This window comes from Streptomyces sp. NPDC003697 (genome assembly GCF_053587115.1).
Genome location: NZ_JBSFNN010000051.1, coordinates 1 through 17,295 on the forward strand (window position 1 = coordinate 1; position 17,295 = coordinate 17,295).

14 protein-coding genes, 2 pseudogenes and 1 riboswitch are annotated in these 17,295 nt (G+C 71.7%); of the genes and pseudogenes, 6 read left to right on the plus strand and 10 right to left on the minus strand.

The window, feature by feature from the left end; translation table 11 throughout:
• Positions 1–165: 165 nt before the first annotated feature.
• Both ACWDNY_RS20300 and ACWDNY_RS20305 read right to left on the minus strand, forming a co-directional pair.
• Positions 166–936 (minus strand): CbtA family protein, encoded by a 771-nt coding sequence (locus ACWDNY_RS20300; RefSeq protein ID WP_451647164.1) that lies wholly within the window; start codon positions 934–936, stop codon positions 166–168.
• Between the two features lie 24 nt (positions 937–960).
• Positions 961–1,182: a CbtB domain-containing protein gene (locus ACWDNY_RS20305; RefSeq protein ID WP_451647165.1), complete on the minus strand. Its 222-nt coding sequence runs from the start codon at positions 1,180–1,182 to the stop codon at positions 961–963.
• Between the two features lie 35 nt (positions 1,183–1,217).
• Positions 1,218–1,346: riboswitch (cobalamin riboswitch) on the minus strand.
• A gap of 109 nt (positions 1,347–1,455) precedes the next feature.
• Here ACWDNY_RS20305 and ACWDNY_RS20310 point away from each other — a divergent pair.
• Complete coding sequence (locus tag ACWDNY_RS20310; protein WP_451647166.1) at positions 1,456–2,040, plus strand: histidine phosphatase family protein; 585 nt, start codon at positions 1,456–1,458, stop codon at positions 2,038–2,040.
• A gap of 127 nt (positions 2,041–2,167) precedes the next feature.
• Here the strand turns inward: ACWDNY_RS20310 and ACWDNY_RS20315 are convergent.
• A pseudogene (locus tag ACWDNY_RS20315) lies at positions 2,168–2,429 on the minus strand (ArsR/SmtB family transcription factor); the annotation flags it as partial.
• Between ACWDNY_RS20315 and ACWDNY_RS20320 the strand changes: the two are divergent.
• Positions 2,414–3,082 (plus strand): annotated as a pseudogene (locus ACWDNY_RS20320) (MFS transporter); the annotation flags it as partial. The pseudogenes ACWDNY_RS20315 and ACWDNY_RS20320 overlap by 16 nt on opposite strands.
• Before the next feature lie 116 nt (positions 3,083–3,198).
• On the opposite strand, the gene ACWDNY_RS20325 reads toward ACWDNY_RS20320, so the two are convergent.
• Complete coding sequence (locus ACWDNY_RS20325; protein WP_451647167.1) at positions 3,199–3,588, minus strand: ArsR/SmtB family transcription factor; 390 nt, start codon at positions 3,586–3,588, stop codon at positions 3,199–3,201.
• Between the two features lie 133 nt (positions 3,589–3,721).
• On the opposite strand from ACWDNY_RS20325, the gene ACWDNY_RS20330 reads away from it, so the two are divergent.
• Both ACWDNY_RS20330 and ACWDNY_RS20335 read left to right on the plus strand, forming a co-directional pair.
• Positions 3,722–5,701: a heavy metal translocating P-type ATPase gene (locus ACWDNY_RS20330; RefSeq protein ID WP_451647168.1), complete on the plus strand. Its 1,980-nt coding sequence runs from the start codon at positions 3,722–3,724 to the stop codon at positions 5,699–5,701.
• Positions 5,702–5,809: 108 nt separating this feature from the next.
• Entirely contained in the window at positions 5,810–6,394 is a 585-nt protein-coding gene (locus ACWDNY_RS20335) for a DinB family protein (protein WP_451647169.1), read from the plus strand.
• Positions 6,395–6,765: 371 nt separating this feature from the next.
• Here ACWDNY_RS20335 and ACWDNY_RS20340 read toward each other — a convergent pair whose 3' ends face one another.
• Positions 6,766–7,635, minus strand: a complete 870-nt coding sequence (locus ACWDNY_RS20340) for an acyl-CoA thioesterase (protein WP_451647170.1) — start codon at positions 7,633–7,635, stop codon at positions 6,766–6,768.
• A 19-nt stretch (positions 7,636–7,654) separates the two neighbouring features.
• Positions 7,655–10,168, minus strand: a complete 2,514-nt coding sequence (locus ACWDNY_RS20345; protein WP_451647171.1) for a DEAD/DEAH box helicase — start codon at positions 10,166–10,168, stop codon at positions 7,655–7,657.
• Between the two features lie 146 nt (positions 10,169–10,314).
• Here ACWDNY_RS20345 and ACWDNY_RS20350 point away from each other — a divergent pair, with 146 nt between their 5' ends.
• Entirely contained in the window at positions 10,315–11,109 is a 795-nt protein-coding gene (locus ACWDNY_RS20350; RefSeq protein ID WP_451647172.1) for a metal-dependent hydrolase, read from the plus strand.
• 101 nt (positions 11,110–11,210) lie between these two features.
• Here the strand turns inward: ACWDNY_RS20350 and ACWDNY_RS20355 are convergent, their stop codons facing one another.
• The 3 genes from ACWDNY_RS20355 to ACWDNY_RS20365 form a co-directional block, all read right to left on the minus strand.
• Complete coding sequence (locus ACWDNY_RS20355) at positions 11,211–11,483, minus strand: type B 50S ribosomal protein L31 (RefSeq protein WP_451647173.1); 273 nt, start codon at positions 11,481–11,483, stop codon at positions 11,211–11,213.
• A 546-nt stretch (positions 11,484–12,029) separates the two neighbouring features.
• On the minus strand, positions 12,030–13,850 hold the full coding sequence (locus tag ACWDNY_RS20360) for an ABC transporter ATP-binding protein (RefSeq protein ID WP_451647174.1): 1,821 nt from the start codon (positions 13,848–13,850) through the stop codon (positions 12,030–12,032).
• The gene (locus ACWDNY_RS20365) at positions 13,847–15,685 is read right to left on the minus strand and encodes an ABC transporter transmembrane domain-containing protein (protein WP_451647175.1); all 1,839 of its coding nucleotides are present in this window, start codon (positions 15,683–15,685) and stop codon (positions 13,847–13,849) included. The genes ACWDNY_RS20360 and ACWDNY_RS20365 overlap by 4 nt, the downstream gene beginning before the upstream one ends.
• A gap of 271 nt (positions 15,686–15,956) precedes the next feature.
• On the opposite strand from ACWDNY_RS20365, the gene ACWDNY_RS20370 reads away from it, so the two are divergent.
• Positions 15,957–16,703, plus strand: a complete 747-nt coding sequence (locus ACWDNY_RS20370) for a L,D-transpeptidase family protein (protein WP_451647176.1) — start codon at positions 15,957–15,959, stop codon at positions 16,701–16,703.
• A 104-nt stretch (positions 16,704–16,807) separates the two neighbouring features.
• Here the strand turns inward: ACWDNY_RS20370 and ACWDNY_RS20375 are convergent, their stop codons facing one another.
• Entirely contained in the window at positions 16,808–17,263 is a 456-nt protein-coding gene (locus ACWDNY_RS20375; protein ID WP_451647177.1) for a MarR family winged helix-turn-helix transcriptional regulator, read from the minus strand.
• Positions 17,264–17,295 lie beyond the last annotated feature (32 nt).

Here is a 17,295-nt window from a genome sequence, read left to right on the forward strand (position 1 = left end):
TCTCGCCGCACCGGCCGGAAGCCCGAGTACATCCAGTACGAGGGCGTCCGGCCGGCACGCCGAGAGCACGCACCGGACGCCGCTCCTTGACGGGCGAACGTTGCCTGCCGCGGCACTAGGACCCGCGGGTCGAAGCCGAGCTGCCGCCGCACTGCGCCGACGTGCTCACTGCGGCACGGGGGCCTTCCGTGTGCTACTGCTCTGTTCACCGGCACCGGCCCTCGAGGGGTCCAGTACCCGCTCGGCGAGAGCTCCGAAGACCAGCCCGAAGGCAGTCCACAAAGTCACCTGGACGGCGAGCGCGGCCAGCCGGAACTCCCACAGCACGGCGGCCGGGAAGTGCTCCGGGACCTTGTCGAAGGACGGCAGGAACGCGTACGCGATCCCGACGGCCAGGACGAAGAACGCGGCCGCGGCGACCGTTGCGTTCCAGTTGCCCAGCCGTGGCGCCAGGCGCTTGCCCAGGATCACTGCGCCGACGGTGAGCAGCACCCCGAGCACCATCATCAGGAAGTACAGAGTGGTGCGCTGGCCGATCGTGTCGGGGTCGCCGACCGCGGGCGGGTTGGCCGGGTACTTCAGGAACGGTACGACGTACAGGGCGATCAGGCCGAAGGCCGCGAGGAGCAGTGCGCTCGCACGCGGCCCGAAGCGCCCGATACGGCCCAGCGCGAAGCAGTAGGCGAGGGCGGCGATGCCGCCGAAGGCGACACCATAGACGAGTACACCCGTCGACAGACCGGCGGTGGACTGCATGGTGCGGCTGACGACTTCCACGCCGTGTTCGTGTTCGTGGGCGTGTGCTTCCTCATAGGCGATGGCCGCGTCGACGCTCGGCTCGCCCAGGAAGTAGGAGACGAGGAGCGCGGGCATGCCCGCGGCGAGTCCCGCGAGCATGCCGCAGACGAGAAGTTTGCGGACGGTTGCCGAGTTCATGGGCTAGTGCGTTCCCTGCTGCCGTCAGTGGCAGGGAAAGCCGAGCAGGTGGCGGGCGTCGTGCACCCATTCGTGGACGTCCTCTCCGTTCATGACGGAGGTGGCGCTCTGCTCGACCCCAACGAAGTAGAGCAGGACCAGCGTCAGGATGCCGAAGAGGACCGCCCAGGGCGCGATGGCGCCGATCGGCAGTTTGGCGGGTACGGCGGTGGGTGTGGTGGTCGGCTGAGCGACAGACTGCGCCATGGCAGGCCCTCCTGGGGAACTCGCGTCCCGTCTCGGTGGTGCACAGGACGACGGCGCGGGTCTGACTTGCGCGGCCCGCACCAGGGGTGCGAACCGGGCTTACAGTGGCGCGACCGTGCCGGAATCCCACCGGCTTCCGCGAATCCGTCGTCGATATCGACGAGAAGGTACCGCGCGAGGAGCAGCCGGCCAAGGGCGCGTGGAGGCACGACATTGAGGCATGCGGGCTGTGAAGTTCCTGAGAGCAGCGGCGTTGGAGGCCAGGGCGGACGTATGACGAGCCGAGTGACGTTGATCTCACCAGCCATCAGCGCGGCGCTGCGGGAAGCCCGCTTCGACGCCGGGTGCCCGCTGGACGCCTCCGGCCTGGCGCTCACTCGGGCATCGGCTGAGGCCCTTCCCCCGGTGGACCGTGCCTGGGTCGCTCCAGCGGTGCGCTGTCGTGAAACGGCGAAGGCCCTCGATCTGGACGCGACTGTCGTACCCGAGCTGGCCGGGCTGGATGTAGGTCGCTGGCGCGGCGCGACCCTGGCCGAGGTGAGCACACAGGAGCCGGCGGCAGTGGGCGAGTGGCTGGCGGATCCGGACTCGGCACCGCATGGCGGAGAGTCGGTACGGCACTTCTGCGACCGGATCGCCGCGTGGCTGGAGTCGGCCGCGGAGCCGGCGGGGCGTGGTGTGGCAGTGGTGGAGCCGGAGGTGGTGCGGGCCGTGGGGGTGCGAGTGCTCGGCGCCCCCGAGTCTGCATTCTGGCGGATCGACGTTCCGCCCCTGTCCACAACGGAGCTCAGCGGGCGTGTGGGGCGCTGGAACATTCGGCTCGGGCAGCCTCTGAGGCGGCCGACCGAATCGCCCTGACAACGTTCTCTGGACATATAAAGCCGCCGCTCACAGCCTCGAAGCCTCGATGCGCTACACCGTGCGAGGAAGCCAGGCGCATTTCGTCGGTTCCTCAGGGAGGCCGCACGGCGGTCAGGCGCGGGTGTCAATCGTGGGGCGGAAGGCGGCCGATCTGGTGATCGGCGACATTCAGCGTCTCGTCGACCAGGCGGCGCAGATGACCGTGGCGCAGGCCGTAGACGACCCGCCGCCCCTCCTTGCGGGTGGTGACAAGCCCGGCGAGGCGCAACCGGGCCAGATGCTGGCTGGCTGACCGAGGTTCGTGTCGCATCGGTCGCCCCGGTCAGGGTCGTGACGTCGGCCTCTCCCTTGCCAAGCCCTCGCAGCAGCGCCAAACGGGTGCGGTCATCTTGCCCACGGTCTCGGCCTCGCCGCCTGGGCGGTCGGTCTGGTGCTCGGTGTGCGCAACCTCTCGCAGCAGGGCATGTTCCTCGTCGGTGGCACCCTCGCGGACCGCTACGGCTGCAAGCCGATGATTCTGGCCGGGTGCACGCTGAGAACGGTCGCGTTCGGGCTTATCGCCCTGGCGGGTTCCCTGCCCGCGCTCGTTCTCACTTCCGCGCTGACCGGTCTGGCGGGGGCGCTGTTCAACCCGGCCGTCCGGGCCTACCTGGCCGCGGATGCGGGGAAGGGGCGGCGCGTCGAGGCGTTTGCCGCCTTCAACGTCTTCTACCAGGCCGGCGTCCTCGTCGGCCCGCTCGCCGGACTGGCCCTGCTCACTTGGGACTTCACCGTCGTCTGCTCCGCCGCCGCGGCCATCTTCGGGGTGTTGGCCGTGCTTCAGGCCCGTGCTCTGCCGGCCCGCGCACCCGCCGATCGCAGCGCTGAGCCCGCCTGGCGGGCGGTGACCGCCGACTGGAGCATCGCCGCGAACCGGCCGTTCCTCCTCTTCGCAGCCGCGATGAGCGGTTCCTACGTCCTGGCCTTCCAGGTCTACCTCGCCCTACCGCTGCGCGCCCGCCAGACGTGGGGGCGCTGTTCGACACTGGTGTGCGGTGGCTGCCCTGGGCGGTGCTGGCCGGCACCGGATGTGCATGCGCGGTGCTCGTGGCGCAACTGCACCGATCCGGATATCTCACGTCGAGGCCGGCCGTGGTGACGGTAACCGGGTGAGGGTCAGCGGGCCCCGGCCGCCGCGGCCGGGGCCCGCGCCGGGATGTCCCGCAGGCCGAGGCGCAGGTGCTCCACGTGGTACAGGGCCTGCTCGAGCAGTTCGGCGACGTGGTTGTCGTAAAGCGCGTAGATGACCGAGCGGCCCCGGCGCTCGCCGGTGACCAGGCCGAGGTTGCGCAGCAGCCTCAGCTGATGGGAGCAGGCCGACTGTTCCATGCCGACAGCCTCGGCGAGTTCCGTCGCCGGGCACGGCCCCTCCTGCAGGCGGGCCAGGATGCGCAGCCGCGAGGGCGTCGCCAGGGCCTGCAGTGTGGCTGCCACCTCGGCGGCACCCACGGTTTCCAGGCGTTGCCGCGCGGTGGCAGTGGTCTTGGCATCAGCTCCATGGCCCATGCTCCTCATACTACGGAGAGGGTATGAATGAACGCATGAATCTTTCTTCATATGGTCCTGTACGGTGGGAGGAGTGCCGGCGGGCTTCCGGCTGCCCGCTCTCGTCATGCCGTCGTGAAGGACCCCTGTGCCGATGACCTCCACACTCGCCCCGGCCGCGGTCGACCACACCGCGCCTCAGCCCGGCGGGGGCGCGCCCCGACGCCGTACCCGTGTCCTCGCTCTCCCCGAGGCTCGCTGGGCGGCTGCGGCCACCCTTCTCTTCCTGGTCGCACTACCTCTGCAGCTGACCGGTGCTCCGACCTGGCTGTGGGTTTCGCTGTATGCCCTCGCCTACGCGGCCGGCGGCTGGGAGCCCGGCTGGGCGGGACTGAAGGCGCTGAGGGAGAAGACCCTCGACGTCGACCTGCTGATGGTCGTGGCCGCGCTCGGCGCGGCAGCGATCGGGCAGGTCATGGACGGCGCGTTGCTGATCGTCATCTTCGCCACGTCCGGCGCCCTCGAGGCACTGGCGACAGCCCGTACCGCCGACTCGGTGCGCGGTCTGCTCGATCTGACGCCCGCCACCGCCACCCGCGTCGACGCGAACGGGGACGAGGAGGCTGTCGCGGTCGAGGATCTGTCGGTCGGCGACACCGTCCTCGTCCGGCCCGGCGAGCGCATCGGCGCCGACGGCCGCGTCCTCGACGGCGCCAGTGACGTCGACCAGGCGACCATCACCGGCGAACCGCTGCCTGTGGCCAAGGGGAAGGACGACGAGGTCTTCGCCGGCACGCTCAACGGCACCGGTGCGCTGACAGTCAAGGTCGAGCGTGACGCCTCCGACACGGTGATCGCCCGGATCGTGCACATGGTGCAGGAGGCGTCTGAGACCAAGGCGCCGACCCAGTTGTTCATCGAGAAAGTGGAACAGCGCTACTCACTGGGCATGGTGGCGGCGACTCTCGCCGTGTTCCTCGTGCCCCTGGCCCTCGGCGCGAACCTCACCGACTCGCTGTTGCGGGCGATGACATTCATGATCGTGGCCTCGCCGTGCGCGGTGGTGCTTGCCACCATGCCGCCTCTGCTGTCGGCCATCGCCAACGCCGGCCGGCACGGAGTCCTGGTCAAGTCGGCGGTGGTCATGGAGCGGCTGGGGCAGGTCGACGCCGTTGCGCTCGACAAGACAGGCACGCTCACCGAGGGCACCCCGCGCGTCACCGACGTGCGGCCGCTGACCGGGTCCCCCGTCGACGGGGACGGATTGCTGGTCATCGCGGCTGCGGCCGAGCACCCGAGTGAGCATCCGTTGGCCAGGGCCGTCGTGGACGCGGCGCGTGAACGAGGGCTCGCCCTGCCGACGGCCGACGACTTCGACTCCACCCCGGGCGTGGGAGTGACTGCGACCGTGGAGGGGCGTGTGGTCGCGGTCGGCGCACCGGCCCGGCTGCTGGAAGGGGTGACGGACGCGGACTCCGACCGGGCAGCGGTCCTCGTCGGCGAGCTCGAGGACAACGGCCGGACCGCCGTGCTGGTCACGCTGGGCGGTACCCCGGTGGGCGTGCTGGGCATCGCCGACCGGCTGCGCCCCGACACCACCGCGACCGTCAGAGCGCTCACGGCACTCACCGGAACCGCGCCCCTGCTGCTGACCGGCGACAACCCGCGCGCCGCAGCCCGCCTCGCCGCCGATGTCGGCATCGACGACGTGCGGGCCGGTCTGCTGCCCCAGCACAAGGTGAGCGCGGTCCGGGAGCTCGAGGGGACCGGCCGGAAGGTGATGGTGGTCGGCGACGGTGTCAACGACGCCCCCGCACTGGCAGCCGCGCACACCGGCGTCGCCATGGGCCGGGCGGGCTCCGACCTGGCGCTGGAGACCGCAGACGCGGTCATCGTCCGCGACGAGCTCGCCACCGTCCCCGCCGTGATCTCCCTGTCCCGCCGGGCGCGCGCTCTGGTCGTCCAGAACCTCGTGATCGCTGGTGTCTTCATCGCCGGCCTGGTGGCCTGGGACCTCGCCGGCAGCCTGCCGCTTCCCCTCGGCGTCGCCGGTCATGAGGGCTCCACTGTCATCGTCGGCCTCAACGGACTGCGACTGCTACGCGAGGCCGCCTGGAAGCGGGCCGCCGAGTGAGCCGCCGCAAGGCGCCCACGGCGCAGGCATCGCCCCGGTGCACGTCACCGTGTGCCGGGGCTGCTGCTGCGGCACTGCAAGACGACACCCATGGCAGGCTCATGCCGCATGATCGATGAATTCGCGAAGGGCACCCTGCACGTGCGACTGCGGCGGGACCGCAAGGCGCTGCTCTGGAAGCTCGACGGCCTGTCCGAATACGACGCCCGCCGACCTTTGACAGTGACCGGGACCAACCTCCTCGGCCTGGTCAAACACGTGGCCAGCGTCGAGGCCAGGTACCTGGGCGAGGTTTTCGACCGGCCGTCCCCAGAACCGCTGCCCCGGTGGCAGGACCACGACGGCAGCGATCTGTGGGCGGCTGAGGACGAGACGCGCGATCAGATCATCGAGTCCTACCGGCGCACGTGGGAACACTCAGATGCGACGATCGACGAGCTTGCCCTCGATGCCCCGGGGCACGTGCCGTGGTGGCCGGAGCCCTTTTCCAACACGAACCTGTTCGCCATCCTGGTCCACGTCCTTGGCGAGACCAACCGGCATGCCGGGCACGCCGACATCCTGCGCGAAGGTGTGGACGGCCGAACCGGGATGCGGCCCGAACACGAGATGCAGATCGATGAGGACGCCCGCACCGCCTACTACGCGAAGATCGAGCAGGCCGCCAGATCGGCCGCATCAGGCGAGGCATAGAAGGCTGTCCCCTCGTGACTTGATGCTTGATGTTCGAGCGGCATGATGCAGGCCGTGAGTGCTGATCTGTCGAAGCGTCTGGTTCCTGATGAGCTCTGGATGCTGGTCGCCCTGTTACTGCCGTCGTTCGCGGCTCGACCGCAAGGTGGCGGGACCGCTCCGCGCGACCAGCGGGCCGTGTTCACCGCAAAAAAGGGGTGTGGTGGCGCCGGACTCGCAAGTAAGGGGCGCAACGAAACGCGATGAGACGCGGTCGGGTGCACCTCGGGCCACGGCCCCTGCTTGGTTCTCGGCGAGAACGTCGCAACGGCCGGCCCGCGAAGCCTCGGACGACGCGGCGCGGGCCGACCGATGATCGGTGAAACCGCGGGTCAGCCCACCTTGCGGAACAGCCCCTCCTGCACCACGGACACGATCAGTTGCCCCTCGAGGTTGTAGATGCGGCCCCGGGCAAGGCCCCGGCCGCCCACCGCGATCGGCGACTCCTGGTCGTACAGGAACCACTCGTCCGCGCGGAACGGCCGGTGGAACCACATGGCATGGTCCAGCGACGCCATGTCGAAACGCCGCCGGCCCCACAGCGGCTCGACCGGGATGCGCACCGCGTCCAGCAAGGTCATGTCACTGGCGTACGTCAGCGCGCAGGTGTGCACCAGCGGGTCGTCGCCGAGCGGCCCGACCGCGCGCATCCACACGGCGCTGCGCGGCTCGGCGCCCTCGATCTCCTCGGGGCTCCAGCGCAGCCGGTCCACGTAGCGGATGTCGAAGGGCTGGCGGCGCACCATGCGCTCCCACTGCTCCGGCAGCTCGCCCAGGTGCTCCCGGATCTCGTCCGTGACGGTGGGCAGCGATTCAGGGTCCGGGACGGGGCGGGTCGGCGGCAACTGGTGCTCGAAGCTGCCCTGTTCGGGCTTGTGGAAGGAGGCGGTCAGATTGAAGATCGTGCGGCCCTGCTGCACGGCGGTGACCCGGCGGGTCGTGAAGGACCGCCCGTCGCGCACCCGTTCCACCAGGTACACGATCGGCACACCCGGCCGGCCCGGGCGCAGGAAGTACGCGTGCAGCGAGTGCACCGGACGCTCGCCGTCCGTGGTGCGCCCGGCGGCGACCAGCGCCTGCCCGGCGACCTGGCCGCCGAAGACCCGTTGCAGGGACTCCTGCGGGCTGCGGCCGCGGAATATGTTCACCTCGATCTGCTCCAGGTCGAGCAGGTCGACGAGGCTTTCGGCCGGATTCGTCATGCGGTGGCTTCTCCTGTGCTCACAACTGGCCGACATCGGTGACACGGACGACCGCGCGCCCCTCGGCGTCGGAGGCCGTGAGATCGACTTCGGCGCTGATGCCCCAGTCGTGGTCACCGTTGGGGTCGTCGAAGATCTGCCGCACCCGCCACAGCCCGTTCTGCGGCTCCTCCTGGATCACGAGCAGCTTGGGGCCGCGCGCGTCCGGGCCGGTGCCCAGGTCCTCGTACTCCTCCCAGTACTTGTCCATCGCCTCGCCCCACGCCTCGGCGTCCCACCCGGACTCGGCGTCCATCTCACCCAGCTCCCCGAGCTGGTCGAGGGCCGCCAGCTCGACGCGGCGGAACATCGCGTTGCGCACCAGGACGCGGAAGGCGCGGGCGTTGGCGGTGACCGGCTTGACCTGGTCCGCCCTCTCCTGGGCCTCCTCGGCGGTCATCTCCTCCGGGTTGGCCAGCTGCTCCCACTCGTCCAGCAGGCTGGAATCGACCTGCCGGACCATCTCCCCGAGCCAGGCGATCAGGTCCTGCAGGTCCTCGGACTTCAGGTCGTCCGGGACGGTGTGCTCCAGGGCCTTGTAGGCGCTGGCGAGGTAGCGCAGCACGATGCCCTCGGTGCGGGCCAGTTCGTAGACGGACACCAACTCCGTGAAGGAGAGCGCCCGTTCGTACATGTCCCGGACCACGGACTTGGGCGACAGGGGGTGGTCGCCCACCCAGGGGTGGCTCTTGCGGTAGGTGTTGTAGGCGTGGAAGAGCAGCTCCTCCAGCGGTTTGGGGTAGGTGATGTCCTGGAGGCGCTCCATGCGCTCCTCGTACTCGACGCCGTCCGCCTTCATCGCGGCCACGGCCTCGCCGCGCGCCTTGTTCTGCTGGGCGGCGAGGATCTGCCGCGGGTCGTCCAGCGTCGACTCCACGACCGACACCATGTCCAGCGCGTAGGACGGCGACTCGGGGTCCAGCAGTTCGAAGGCGGCGAGCGCGAACGTCGACAGCGGCTGGTTGAGCGCGAAGTCCTGCTGCAGGTCGACCGTCAGGCGGACGATGCGGCCCTCGGCGTCCGGCTGGTCCAGTTTCTCCACGATGCCGCCGTCGAGCAGCGAGCGGTAGATGGCGATCGCGCGCCGGATGTGCCGCAGCTGCTGCCTGCGCGGCTCGTGGTTGTCCTCCAGCAGGTGCCGCATCGCCTCGAAGGCGTTGCCGGGCCGGGCGATCACCGACAGCAGCATGGTGTGAGTGACCCGGAAGCGGGAGCTCAGCGGCTCGGGCTCGGAGGCGATCAGCTTGTCGAAGGTGGTGTCGGTCCAGGCGACGAAGCCCTCCGGCGCCTTCTTCCGGACGACCTTCCGCCGCTTCTTCGCATCGTCGCCCGCCTTCGCGAGCGCCTTCTCGTTCTCGATGACGTGCTCGGGGGCCTGGGCGACGACGAAGCCCTCCGTGTCGAAGCCGGCACGCCCGGCGCGGCCGGCGATCTGGTGGAACTCACGGGCGCGCAGCGTGCGCACCCGGCTGCCGTCGTACTTGGTCAGGGCCGTGAACAGCACCGTGCGGATCGGGACGTTGACCCCCACGCCGAGCGTGTCCGTACCGCAGATCACCTTCAGCAGCCCGGCCTGCGCGAGCTTCTCCACCAGGCGCCGGTACTTGGGCAGCATGCCGGCGTGATGCACACCGATGCCGTGCCGGACGTAGCGCGAGAGGTTGCGGCCGAACCTCGTGGTGAACCGGAAGTTGCCGATCAGCTCGGCGATCCGGTCCTTCTCCTCACGCGAGCACATGTTGATGCTCATCAGTGCCTGCGCCCGCTCGACGGCCTGGGCCTGGGTGAAGTGGACGATGTACACCGGTGCCTGCCTCGCCTGGAGCAGGTCGGTCAGCGTCTCGGTGAGCGGGGTGCGCCGGTACTCGTACGACAGCGGCACCGGGCGGGTCGCCGAGCGGACCACCGCGGTCGGACGGCCGGTTCGCCGCGTGAGGTCCTTCTCGAAGAAGGACACGTCACCGAGCGTGGCCGACATCAGGACGAACTGCGCCTGCGGCAGTTCCAGCAGCGGGATCTGCCAGGCCCAGCCGCGGTCCGGCTCCGCGTAGAAGTGGAACTCGTCCATGACCACCTGGCCGACGTCCGCGTGCCTGCCGTCGCGCAGGGCGATGGAGGCGAGCACCTCGGCGGTGCAGCAGATGATGGGCGCGTCGGCGTTGACGGAGGCGTCGCCGGTGAGCATGCCGACGTTCTCGGTGCCGAAGATCTTGCACAGTTCGAAGAACTTCTCCGAGACCAGCGCCTTGATCGGAGCGGTGTAGAAGGTGACCTCGTCGCGGGCCAGGGCGGCGAAGTGCGCCCCTGCGGCGATCATGCTCTTGCCGGAGCCGGTGGGCGTCGACACGATCACGTTCGCGCCGGAGACCACCTCGATCAGCGCCTCCTCCTGATGGGGGTAGAGCGTGAGACCGCGCTCCTGGGCCCAGGACTCGAAGGCTTCGTACAGGGCGTCGGGGTCGGCGGTCGGCGGCAGCTGATCGATGAGGGTCACGCCCCCATCTTGCCTGGCGAACGGACCGGGGCGGGAATCGGATGCCCGGTCCAAGATCACGACCGCTACGCTGTGTCGCCGGTAAGGCATGAGCGCACCGGGCCAACTGGGCAGGGGCGCACGAGAAATGGGGCGGGGAAACGGCCATGATGGGACCAGCACACTCACTGTCGGGCGCCGCGGCCTGGCTCGGCGTCGGAGCCGCGGCCGCCGCGGCCGGTCACACGATGCCCTGGCCCGTGCTGCTGTCCGGTGCGCTGATCTGCGCGGGCGCCGCGCTCGCCCCCGACCTCGATCACAAGGCCGCGACCATATCGCGCGCCTTCGGGCCGCTCTCGCGCCGGCTGTGCGAGATCGTCGACAAGCTCTCCTACACCGTCTACAAGGCGACCAGGAAGCAGGGCGACCCTCGCCGCTCGGGCGGACACCGGACACTGACGCACACCTGGCTGTGGGCGGTGCTGGTCGGCGCCGGCTCCTCCGTCGCGGCGGTCACCGGCGGCCGCTGGGCGGTGCTGGCGCTCCTCTTCGTGCACATGGTGCTGGCCATCGAGGGCCTGCTGTGGCGGGCGGCCCGCGGCTCGAGCAGCGACGTCCTGGTGTGGCTGCTGGCCGGGACCAGTGCCTGGATCCTCGCCGGCCTCCTGGACCAGCCGGGCCACGGTTCGCAGTGGCTGTTCTCCGCACCGGGCCAGGACTACCTGTGGCTGGGGCTGCCGATCGTGCTGGGCGCGCTGGTGCACGACATCGGCGACGCGCTGACCGTGTCCGGGTGCCCGATCCTGTGGCCGATACCGGTGGGCCGCAAGCGCTGGTACCCCGTGGGCCCGCCGAAGGCGATGCGGTTCCGGGCGGGCAGCTGGGTCGAGCTGAAGGTGCTGATGCCGGCGTTCATGCTGCTCGGCGGCGTGGGCTGCGCGGCCGCGCTCAACGTCATCTGAGCGTTGACGCCGGGCGCCCGCGCACCCGCGGCGCCGGCCGGGGGCGCTTGCCGAACCCGTGTCCTGCCCCGCCGTGCGCTCAGCTCCGGTGCGGGCGCCGGCTACGAGGAGCCGCTCCCTGCGGAGCCCTGCCCGCCGCCGTAGCGCCGCTCGAACTGGGCGATGCGGCCCTCGGTGTCCACGGTGCGGGCCTTGCCGGTGTAGAAGGGGTGGCTCTCCGAGGAGATCTCCACGTCCACGACCGGGTATGTCTCGCCGTCGTCCCACTCGATGGTCTGCTCGCTGGTGGCGGTCGACCGGGTCAGGAAGGCGTATCCGGCGGCCCGGTCGCGGAAGACGACGGGGTGGTAGTCCGGGTGCTTGTCCTGCTGCATCGAAACTCCTTGTACGGCGGGGGACACGGCGAGAGCGGGCGCCCGGCGGCGTCACGGGGCCGAACGTCCTCGCCGGCCACGTCCGTCGCAACCGCCTCGGAGCAGGCGGGCGCTCCCTCGATCCCGGGGTGCGAGGCGGCCGGCACGGCCCTCTCGCCCTCGTGCGTGCCCTCCTCGGGTGCGTCGAGCCGGCCGGAGCGGGCGGCCCCGGCCTGTGGTCCAGGGGTTCCCCGTCCCCGGCCTTCCACCCCTGCCCGGCACCGCGCTGCGGCACGACGGATCCCGCGGCCACCGCCCGTGCGGCGTCCACCCACCGCCCGGCCCGGCGCTTCGCGCCTGCCGGCGGCGCTCACCCGGAGGCGGCCATCGGCAGCGCACCGCCGTGCGACGGCCGGCCGCCGGTCTCGCCGGCGGTCTCCGCCCGCTCCGAACGCCGCCCACCGGCAGTCGCGGTGCGCCACCGGTCCGCTCGGGCCGGCGCCACGGCGGGCCGCCCCGTGCGGATGGTCCCGCCCCGTGGCTGTGCCGCGTGCCTGCGCGCCGCGCTCAGCCGTGCCAGGAACGCCACAGGGCGGCGTAGGCACCGTCCGCCGCGACCAGCTCGTCGTGGCTGCCCAGCTCGCTGATGCGGCCGTCGTCGACCACGGCGATCACGTCGGCGTCATGGGCGGTGTGCAGCCGGTGGGCGATGGCGACGACGGTGCGGCCGTCGAGAACGCGCGACAGGGACCGCTCCAGATGACGGGCCGCCCGCGGGTCGAGGAGCGAGGTCGCCTCGTCCAGGACCAGCGTGTGCGGATCGGCGAGGACCAGGCGGGCGAGTGCGATCTGCTGGGCCTGGGCCGGAGTCAGCGCGAGACCGCCCGAGCCGACCTCGGTGTCGAGGCCGTCGTCCAGGGCGCGGGCCCAGCCGTCGGCGTCGACCGCGGCCAGCGCCGACCACAGCTCGGCGTCGACGGCGTCGGCGGGCGTCGCCGTCCCCTCCGGGCGCAGCCGGGCGCAGGGCAGGGCGAGCAGGAGGTTGTCGCGCAGGGAGCCCACGAAGACGTGGTGCTCCTGGTTGACGAGGGCGACGTGCGAGCGGACGCGTTCGGCGGGCATCCGGGACAGTTCGGCACCGCCCAGGGTGATCCCGCCCTTCCGGGGCGCGTAGATGCCGGCCAGCAGCCGGCCCAGCGTGGACTTTCCCGCGCCCGAGGGCCCCACCAGCGCCAGCCGGGTGCCGGGCGGGACCTCCACGGACACCTCGCGCAGCACGTCGACGCCCTCCCGGTAGCCGAAGTGCACCCGGTCGGCGTGCACGGCGCGACCGGCCGGGTGCAGGGAGGCGTCCCCGCCGCCCGGCTCGATGTCCCGGACCCCGACCAGCCGCGCCAGCGACACCTGGGCCACCTGCAGCTCGTCGTACCAGCGCAGGATCAGCCCCACCGGGTCGACGAGCATCTGCGCGATGAGCGCACCCGTCGTCAGCTGGCCCACCCCGGTCCAGCCCTGCAGGACGAGCACGCCGCCGACCATCAGGACCGAGCCGAGCACCGTCACATGGGTGATGTTGATGACCGGGAAGAGCACCGACCGCAGCCACAGCGTGTAGCGCTCCCACGCGGTCCATTCCTTGATCCGGCGTTCCGACAGCTCGACACGCCGGGAGCCGAGGCGGTGCGCCTCCACGGTGCGCCCCGCGTCGACGGTCTCGGCGAGCGCCGCGGCCACGGCGGCGTACCCCGCGGCCTCCGACCGGTAGGCGGACGGCGCCCGCCGGAAGTACCAGCGGCAGCCGATCACCAGCAGCGGCAGGGCCGGCAGCACGGCGGCGGCCAGCGGTGGCGCCGTCACGACCAGGCCGCCCAGCAGCAGCGCGGCCCACACCACGCCGATGGCCAGCTGCGGCACGGCCTCGCGCATCGCGTTGGCGAGCCGGTCGATGTCCGTGGTGATGCGGGACAGCAGGTCACCGGTGCCCGCCCGCTCCAGTACCCCCGGCGGCAGCCCGACCGACCGCACGAGGAAGTCCTCACGCAGGTCGGCCAGCATCCGCTCACCGAGCATGGCCCCGCGCAGCCGTACCTGCCGGACGAACACGGCCTGCACCACCAGGGCGAGCACGAACAGCGCCGCGATCCGCCCCAGGTGGATGTCCCGCGCACCGTCCGACACCCGCTCGACGAGGCCGCCCAGCAGCCACGGGCCCGCCATCGAGGCGAGCACGGCGACCGTGTTGACGGCGATCAGGAGCAGGAACGCACGGCGGTGCCGGCGGAACAGCTCGCCCACATAGGCGCGCACGGTCGCGGGGGCGCCGACGGGCAGCGTGTTCGCCGTCCTCGGGACCGCCGGGTCGTACGCCGGTGGCGCCACGCCGATCATGCCTTCTCCTCGGTCTCTCGCAGCGCGCCGTACAGGGCGGGCCGGTGTCCGGACGTCCCGCGCAGGGCGGCCTCGGTTTCCCGTACGCGTGCGGCGGCGCGCTCCTCGTCCGTCTCGCGTGTGACGACGGCCCGGTACCGGGAGTCGCTGCGTGCCAGGTCCCGGTGCGTGCCCACCGCCGCGACCCGGCCCTCGCGCACCAGCACCACCCGGTCGGCCACGTCCAGGACCAGCGGGGAGGAGGTGAGGATCACCGTGGTGCGTCCGGCCCGCAGGCTCCGCAGGCCCTGCGCGATGCGCGCCTCGGTGTGCGAGTCCACGGCGGAGGTCGGTTCGTCCAGGACGAGCACCTCGGGGTCGGTGATCAGCGACCGGGCCAGTGCCAGACGCTGTCGCTGGCCGCCGGAGAGGGACCGGCCGCGTTCGGTGATGCGGACGTCCATCGCCTGCCCGGCGCCCGGCGACGCCTGGGCGAGCGCCTCCAGGACGTCCCCACACTGCGCGGCCTCCAGCGCGTCCCGCACGGTGACGCCGCCCGAAGCGGGCACGTCGAGCAGCTCGCGCAGCGAACCCGACAGCAGTACCGGGTCCTTGTCCTGGACCAGGACGGCCGTCCGCGCCCGGCCGAGCGGCAGCTCGTCGAGCGGCACGCCGCCGAGCAGCGCCGACGGGCCCGGCTCGACGGGATGCCCACCCAGTCGTTCCGCCAGCCGGCCCGCGGCGTCCGGGTCACCGCACACCACGGCCGTGAGCTGCCCGGCGGGGGCCACCAGTCCGGTCGCCGGGTCGCTCAGATCCCCGGCCGGGATCCCGGCCTCCCGTGTTCCCGCGGAGTCCGTGGGGCGCCGCAGGGACAGCACCCGCGCCGCCCGCCTGGCCGACGGCCGGGAGAAGGAGTAGGCCATGGCGATCTCCTCGAAGTGCCGCAGCGGGTAGGTGAGGAGCATGACGGAGCTGTAGACCGTGACGAGTTCGCCGACGGTGATGCGGCCCGCGCGGGCCAGGTGCACGCCGTACCAGACGACCGCGATCAGCAGCAGGCCGGGCAGGAGAACCTGGGTCGCGGCGATCAGGGACCACATGCGGGCACTGCGGACGGCGGCCCGTCTGACCTCCTGTGAGGCGCGGCGGTAGCGGTCGAGGAAGAGGTCCTCGCCGCCGATGCCCCGCAGCACCCGCAGGCCGGCGACCGTGTCCGACGCCAGTTCGGTGGCCCGTCCGGCCTTCTCGCGCTGGACGTCGGCGCGCCGGGTCGCGTGCGGAAGCAGCGGCAGCACCGCGAGCGCCACCACCGGCAGGCCCACGGCGACCACCACGCCGAGCGCGGGCTGGTAGACCATCAGGCCGGCACAGACCAGCACGGCGGTCAGCGCCGCCGCGGTGAACCGGGACACCGCCTCGACGAACCAGCCGATCTTCTCGACGTCACCGGTGGAGACGGCGACGACCTCGCCGGCGGCGACCCTGCGGGTCAACGCCGACCCCAGGTGAGCGGCCTGACGCGCCAGCAGTTGCTGGACGCGGGCCGCCGCGGTGATCCAGTTGGTGACCGCGGCGCGGTGCAGGAAGGTGTCGCCGAGCGCGTTGCCCGCGCAGCACAGGGCCAGCAGCCCGCCGGCGAGGGCCAGGCGCGCACCGGAGCGGTCGACGACCGCCTGCACGGCCAGGCCGACGCAGAACGGCAGCGCGGCGACGGAGGCGAAGTGCAGCAGCCCCCAGGCCAACGCCTTCGCCTGCCCGTCCAGCTGATGACGCCCCAGCCACCACAGGAAACGGGGACCCGATCGTGTGTCCGGCACGCCCGGGTCGGGATACGGAAGGTCTTGGATCTGCATGACGTCCCAGGACTCGTGTCATCGGGTGGGTGGGGCCGCGAAGGCGGCGACAAGCCGTGACAGGTTCGCCTCGCAGCGTGGCGGGCGGCAACTGGTTTTCCGCGGCGGCGACCGGAATCGCGCCCCTGTCGTCATCGGCCGGGGAGCGGGCCCGGTGGAGACGGCACGTCGCCCGGATGAGCGACCCCATGAGGCATCAAATATCAGTATCTGCGGCTGGTTGGCCCAATCTCGAAGAGATTGGCCGGTATGGGAATGTCACGATGAGGTCATGACGAGTTGTGGTGTAAAGCGGGCGACGGTCGCCGTGGCGACCTGCGGGTTCCTCTTGGCGGCTCTGGGTGCGTGCGGTGCTCCTCGGGTGGAGGCGGGCCGGGGCGGCGAGCCGAAGGCCGGCGGCACGGCGACGACCATCCGGCCCAGCCCGTCGGAGCCGCCCCGGGTGCCGGGGATCGGCATCCGGCTGTGGCAGCGGGTCCCCGCCGACACCCGGCAGGTCGTGGCGGTGTACGGCGAGAGCGAGGACTCGCCCGACTCCACGCTCGTGCTGTACGAGAAGCGCCGGTCCCGGTGGGAGCTGACGGCCGGCTGGCCGGCGCACAACGGCAAGCGTGGCTGGACGACCGACCATCGGATGGGTGACGAACGCACTCCGGTGGGAGTGTTCACGCTCTCCGACGCCGGCGGCGTCCTGCCCGATCCGGGCACCAGGCTCCCCTACCTCCAGAACGAGCAGGCCTTCACCTCCCCGTACTACTGGGACGAGGCGCACTGGCACGACTTCGACTACGTCATCGCCATCGACTACAACCGCCGCAGGGGGGTGCCGCCGGACGATCCGACCCGGCCGCAGGGCGAGCATAAGGGCGGCGGCATCTGGCTCCATCTGGACCACGGCGACGGCACGCTGGGCTGCGTGAGCGTCCCCAAGGAGGCGATGGAGCGCCTGCTGCGGACGCTCGACCCCGAGCTGAACCCGGTGGTGGTGATGGGGGACAGGGGCAACCTCATGGCGTAACGCGGTGCGGCGGGCACCAGGCCGCCGCTCGCGTGGACGTGGCGCGCCGACGCCCGGCGCCGCCCGTGCGCCGGGCGGGCGGACGGGGCGCGGCCGGTCGCCCCTCAGCAGCGCTGCGCGCGCTCGGGTGCGGTGCTCACCAGTGTGTCCAGCAGTCCGCCGAGCGTCTTGCGCTGTTCGTCCGTCAGGGGGGCGAGGATCTCCTCCGCCGCGGCCCGCCGCGCGCCGCGCAGCTCGTGCAGGTCCGTGCGCCCGTCGTCGGTGAGCTCGATCCGGATCACCCGGCGGTTGGCCGGGTCGGGCACCCGGCGCACCCTGCCGCTCGTCTCCAGCGCGTCCACCAGCGTGGTCACGGCCCGTGGCACGACCTCCAGCGAGTCGGCCAGATCCGCCATGCGGGGCGGCTCCTCGAAGTGCGCGAGCACGCGCAGCAGCCGGGACTGGGCCGGCGTGATGCCGAGCTCGCGCTGCTGCAGGTGGCGCTTCTGGATGCGGTGGACGCGGCGGGTGAGCCGCAGCAGCTGCTCGGCGAGGAGGCCGTCGGAGTCGGGGCTGGTCATGCGGGCACACTATCAGGATATGGTTCATTGTG

Coding starts and splice junctions, on each gene's coding strand:
- ACWDNY_RS20330 (WP_451647168.1), top strand. CDS start 3,722: ATGACCTCCACACTCGCCCCGGCCGCGGTCGACCACACCGCGCCTCAG.
- ACWDNY_RS20335 (WP_451647169.1), top strand. CDS start 5,810: ATGATCGATGAATTCGCGAAGGGCACCCTGCACGTGCGACTGCGGCGG.
- ACWDNY_RS20310 (WP_451647166.1), top strand. CDS start 1,456: ATGACGAGCCGAGTGACGTTGATCTCACCAGCCATCAGCGCGGCGCTG.
- ACWDNY_RS20375 (WP_451647177.1), bottom strand. CDS start 17,263: ATGACCAGCCCCGACTCCGACGGCCTCCTCGCCGAGCAGCTGCTGCGG.
- ACWDNY_RS20300 (WP_451647164.1), bottom strand. CDS start 936: ATGAACTCGGCAACCGTCCGCAAACTTCTCGTCTGCGGCATGCTCGCG.
- ACWDNY_RS20350 (WP_451647172.1), top strand. CDS start 10,315: ATGATGGGACCAGCACACTCACTGTCGGGCGCCGCGGCCTGGCTCGGC.
- ACWDNY_RS20340 (WP_451647170.1), bottom strand. CDS start 7,635: ATGACGAATCCGGCCGAAAGCCTCGTCGACCTGCTCGACCTGGAGCAG.
- ACWDNY_RS20325 (WP_451647167.1), bottom strand. CDS start 3,588: ATGGGCCATGGAGCTGATGCCAAGACCACTGCCACCGCGCGGCAACGC.
- ACWDNY_RS20370 (WP_451647176.1), top strand. CDS start 15,957: ATGACGAGTTGTGGTGTAAAGCGGGCGACGGTCGCCGTGGCGACCTGC.
- ACWDNY_RS20360 (WP_451647174.1), bottom strand. CDS start 13,850: ATGATCGGCGTGGCGCCACCGGCGTACGACCCGGCGGTCCCGAGGACG.
- ACWDNY_RS20305 (WP_451647165.1), bottom strand. CDS start 1,182: ATGGCGCAGTCTGTCGCTCAGCCGACCACCACACCCACCGCCGTACCC.
- ACWDNY_RS20365 (WP_451647175.1), bottom strand. CDS start 15,685: ATGCAGATCCAAGACCTTCCGTATCCCGACCCGGGCGTGCCGGACACA.
- ACWDNY_RS20355 (WP_451647173.1), bottom strand. CDS start 11,483: ATGCAGCAGGACAAGCACCCGGACTACCACCCCGTCGTCTTCCGCGAC.